3 protein-coding genes are annotated in these 5,116 nt (G+C 58.8%); 1 reads left to right on the top strand and 2 read right to left on the bottom strand.

Annotation, left to right across the window (positions count from 1 at the left end; translation table 11 throughout):
• Positions 1-203 precede the first annotated feature (203 nt).
• Positions 204-2,453, top strand: a complete 2,250-nt coding sequence (locus B6S44_RS09440) for an amylo-alpha-1,6-glucosidase (protein WP_129156655.1) — start codon at positions 204-206, stop codon at positions 2,451-2,453.
• Between the two features lie 463 nt (positions 2,454-2,916).
• Here the strand turns inward: B6S44_RS09440 and B6S44_RS09445 are convergent, their stop codons facing one another.
• Both B6S44_RS09445 and B6S44_RS09450 read right to left on the bottom strand, forming a co-directional pair.
• The gene (locus B6S44_RS09445) at positions 2,917-4,626 is read right to left on the bottom strand and encodes a response regulator (RefSeq protein WP_129156656.1); all 1,710 of its coding nucleotides are present in this window, start codon (positions 4,624-4,626) and stop codon (positions 2,917-2,919) included.
• Between the two features lie 20 nt (positions 4,627-4,646).
• Positions 4,647-5,116 (bottom strand): response regulator (locus tag B6S44_RS09450; RefSeq protein WP_164985771.1); only part of this gene is annotated, 470 nt, incomplete at its 5' end.

A 5,116-nucleotide genomic window follows, 5' to 3' on the forward strand; every position in this document is an offset into this window, starting at 1 on the left:
CACCCCAACGAGGGGCCATGATAGCTCTCCTCAAGGTGCGGCGGGATGTGCAATGCCTTTTTCCCGCGGGGAGGATGGTGAGCGACAATCTCGAAGCTTTCGGTCGTCGGCTGTCTTCATCACGGGAACCGCGCAGGGCCGCAGAAAAGACGCAGAGCCATGGCCCAATCGGTTCGCACCTGATCCCAGCAGAGGACAGTCGAATGGTTGAATTCAGCGTCGCTGCAAGCGAACGCGAAATTCCGCGTCCGGCCGAGCGATTTGCCGACGATGCGCTTGATGCACATCAATCGCTGGTCGATCGTCCCTTACGCACCCTGAAATCCGGAAATGCCTTCGCGGTTCTCGACAGCCATGGCGATTTGGGAATTACCCCGGACACTTCGGAAGGTCTGTTCTGCAACGACACCAGACATCTTTCGCGCCTGCAGCTGTTTTTCCAGGACAAGCGTCCACTTCTGCTGAGCTCGGTGATTCAAGACGACAATGCGTCCCTGACTGTGGATCTGGCCAATCCCGAGATCACTCGTTCGGATGGGGCGACGATAATTCCACGTGACGCCATCGCGATTGGAAGAACCAAGTTCCTCTGGAACTCCGTCTGTTACGAGCGGATCGGATTACGTAACTTTGACCGCGTCCCGCATGAATTCTGGTTGTCCCTGACATTCGCAGCGGATTTTTGCGATCTCTTCGAAGTCCGAGGGATGAAGCGGGCCAGACGCGGTGAAATGGGAACGGAGGTCACCTCGCAATTCGCGCGCTTTGCCTATCGTGGTCTCGACGACAGAATTCGCAGAACTGTCCTGCGTTTTAGCCCGGACCCGAGCCAACTGTCGAAAGATTGCGCTTCCTTCCGGTTCGCACTCAACCCAGGCGAGCGAACGTCGCTGCTTGTTACTGTCGCCTGCGATCTGGTCGATGCCTCGAGCTTGCATGCATCGCCAATCAAGAGCGCACCCGGGGTTCCGGCTCAAGGCTTCGCCAAGGCTTATCAGAATGCCCGCAGGGAACTGCGCGCACTGACGTCCAATGTCGCGAAAATCGAGGCGACGAATACCCTTTTTACAGATCTGATCACGCGTTCGACCTCAGATCTTTATACGCTGATGACGCGCAGCCCCGAAGGCATTTATCCCTATGCCGGCATTCCGTGGTTTTCGACGATGTTTGGTCGCGACGGAATCATCACGGCCATGATGTTGATGTGGGCCGATCCGGAGGTGGCGAAAGGTGTCCTCCTGCATTTGGCCAAAGCCCAGGCCGTCACCACCGACCCTACGGCCGACGCGCAGCCCGGCAAGATCTTGCACGAACGGCGCAGCGGGGAGATGGCCAATCTCGGAGAGGTGCCCTTCGGATTCTACTATGGCTCGGTGGATGCCACGCCGCTCTTTGTCATGCTGGCGGGGCAGTATTTCGAGCGCACCGGCGACCTTGCGACGATCGAGCGACTTTGGGGTCACATCCAGGCGGCGCTCCAGTGGTGCGATACCTATGGAGATCGCGACGGCGATGGCTTCGTCGAATATTACCGCGAAACCGATAGCGGCCTGGCCAATCAGGGCTGGAAGGACAGTCACGATTCGATTTCACATGCCGACGGGTCCCTGGCGCAAGGCCCGATCGCGCTGGTCGAAGTTCAAGCTTACGTTTACGCCGCCAAGCGAGCGGCGGCGTCGATGGCGAAAGCTTTGGGCCTAGTCGATCGCGCGGATGAACTCGAGGTCGCCGCCTCCGCGCTGAGGGACAGGTTTGATCGCGCCTTCTGGTGCGAAGAGATCGCCTCCTACGCCTTAGCCCTCGACGGTAACAAGCGGCCGTGCCAAGTGCGCACATCCAATGCCGGACATGCGCTATTTGCGGGCATCGCCCTGCCAGAGCGCGCGGCCAAGGTCGCGGCGACGTTAATGAGCGAAAGCAGCTTTGGCGGCTGGGGAATCCGGACATTGAATGTCGGCGAAATTCGCTACAATCCGATGTCGTACCACAATGGTTCGGTGTGGCCCCACGACAACGCCCTGATCGCCCTTGGTTTCGCCAGATATGGCTTCAAACTTCAAGCGGCGCGGCTGTTCGAGGCGACCTTCGATGCGTCGACTTATCAAGATCAGCAGCGCTTGCCGGAGCTGTTCTGTGGCTTTTTGAGACGGCGCCGACGCGGGCCGACTGCTTACCCGGTAGCATGCTCGCCCCAAGCCTGGGCCGCGGCAGCACCCTTTGCGATGTTGGCTGCTTGTCTAGGGCTGGAATTGCCGGCCGCTAGCAACGAGGTCAAGTTAATTGACCCCGTGCTTCCGGCGTTCCTCGATGACGTTCCGCTTCGGGGCCTGAAACTGACGCGCTCCCAGTTCGACTTGCGCGTGCATCGTCACAAAAGCGATGTGACCATCAACGTCCTGAAGCGATGGGCGCAGAGTGACGCGAGTGTTCTGATGTTGAAGACACGATAAATGTCCCCAAGCGCCTGCCGGAGAACTGAGTCTGACACGAAAGGATGTTGGACGACGGAGAGCTTAAGACGAATTTCGCCGTCATTCAAAAGGATGGCACGAGGTGCCACGGGCGGGCACGGCCAACGTTGCGAGTTGTTGTCGTCTTATTTTGAGTCGACCACCGATTGGTCCCCTCCTATCAAATCAGCTGGATCACCTTGTCATCGGCGGCAACCCGCGGGTTCTCGCGCAATTTCATGAGATTGCCGTCGCCGATAAGGGTAAAGTGGAGCCTTGCAGATCGCCGGCGCTCTTCGCCTATGCGGCTTTCTCGGATTCGGTGGGCTCGGGGACAGGGGATGACGTTGAACGCGCGCTCGGCCCTAATCGCGACCGGAGCCACCAACCGACAACCTCCGATCGACTACGCACTTCACGCGAAGCCACCAAGCAGGGACGGCCGCGCTATTGTCCATTTGCGCTATGAAGACAGCGGCAAACCTTGTGGGCCTGCCCCCGCGGACGTGAGAACGGCGCGTTCAATTGCAGCAGCTAGCTGCGCTTGAGCGAACGGCTTGCCCAGGCGAAGCAAATCGGCAAGACCGTCATCGTCTGGAAGCTCTGCGTAGCCTGAAGCCAAAATAATCGGCAGATTTGGGTGCGATCTGCGAATGTGGCGCGCGAGTTCCGCGCCTGTCATTCCTGGCATTGCGTGATCAGTGATGACCAGATCAATACGTTGGTCTGCAGTCAATGCTTCGAGTGCTTTAGCGCCCGACATGACCTCGATAGCTGTGTGGCCGAGGTCTTCCAGCATCGCCGCAGTGCCCATGCTAACCAAAGCATCGTCGTCGACAACGAGAATGGTTCGCGCCACGAAAGGACGAGCGATGATGGCGTCTGGCGCATCGGCGAATACAACCGCCGGAGCTAGTGTTTCTCCCGCTACAGGCAACCACAGATCGACGGAAGTGCCCTGCTCGGGAGCGCTGGATAGAACGAGCGTTCCACCAAACTGAGCTGCCAAACCGTGGACCATGGATAATCCCAAGCCTGTACCCTTGCCTGGCCCCTTAGTCGTAAAGAACGGTTCCGCAGCTTTGGCGAGCGTCACTTCGTCCATCCCGCAACCCGTGTCTGAGACCCTTACGCGAACGTAGTGGCCAAGCGTCAGACCGGGCTGTGGGCGATCGGTTGATACTTCATATTCGGCAGCGCTCACCGTAATGAGCCCTCCGCTAGGCATGGCATCTCGTGCATTCACAGCGAGATTCAGCAATGCTAGCTCAAGTTGGTTCGCGTCAACGAGCACCGCGGCAAGCTGATCCGGCAATTGTTTTGCAAACCGCACCCCTGGTCCGATTGCTCGTTGCAGCAAGTTTTCGATGCCATCGACGATCCGGATCACATCGACTGCCTGCGGCTTCAATTCCTGGCGTCGCGCGAAGGCAAGAAGCCGTTGTGTGAGCGCAGCTCCGCGCTCTGCCGCCTGGATGGCGTTGTCGAGCAAGCGCTCATACCGCTCCTCCATCGGCAAGCGCTTCTTTAACAGACTAAGGCTCCCCAGCGCCGCCATCAGCAGATTGTTGAAATCATGCGCGACACCGCCGGTCAGTTGCCCGATCGTATCTAGCTTTTGCGCTTCGAAGAGCTGCGCCAACGCTTCCTCCCGTTCTCGCGTCCGCTCCTCGATTCGGTGCTCAAGCTGCTCGTTGAGAAGCGCGAGCTGACTGGTCGACGCCTCCAGCTCTGCCGTACGCTCCGCCACGCGCCGCTCCAGTTCCGCGTTGAGCCTCTGCAGCTCGCGGGTTTTGCGGAACAGTTCGGCGAAAACCTTGACCTTGGCGCGGAGCACTTCCGGCACCACTGGGACCGAGACGTAGTCGACGGCGCCCGCCTGATAGCCGCGCAGACGGTCCGGCTCCGCCATCATGATCGCGGAGACGAAAATGATGGCGGTCTTCTGATAGCGCGGATGTTCGCGGATCATCGCGACCAGCTCGAAGCCGTCCTGGTCCGGCATACAGACATCGACCAGGATAACGGCGACTTCGGTTTTTAGGAGATACTCAAGAGCCTCCCGTCCAGACTTCGCCTTGATAAGGTTCTCGCCGAGTTCCTGGAGAATAACCTCGTAGCTCAGCAGCTTGGCGGGCTGATCGTCCACCAGGAGGATATTGACCGGGTCCATCGCGAATCCCTTCTTATTTTTCAGCGATGTAGCCACATCCGAAGCGACGATAGCAACTGCTCAGTGTTGACCGGCTTGGCAAGATAGTCCGACGCGCCGGCCTCAAGGCATTTTTCTCGATCCCCCTTCATCGCCTTCGCCGTCAGGGCAACGATCGGCAACCTGCGAAACGCAGGGTTGGAGCGTATCACCTGCATCGTTTCGTAACCGTCCATTCCTGGCATCATTATATCCATCAGGACGATTGCCACATCAGGCTGAGCATTGATGATCGCGATGGCTTCGTTGCCGGTCGTCGCCTTCAACACGTTCATGCCGCGTCGGTCCAAAACACTGCTCAACGCGAAGATGTTGCGCGCATCGTCGTCCACGAGCAGGGCCGTCTCCCCAACGAGGTCCTCGTCCGAACTGTGCAAGCGTTCGAGCATCGCCTGTTTTGAGGCCGGCAGATCAGATACGACGCGATGCAGGAACAAGGCGGTTTCGTCCA

The organism is Allobosea sp. Tri-44 (assembly GCF_004123845.1).
In the GTDB taxonomy this organism is placed as follows: domain Bacteria; phylum Pseudomonadota; class Alphaproteobacteria; order Rhizobiales; family Beijerinckiaceae; genus Allobosea.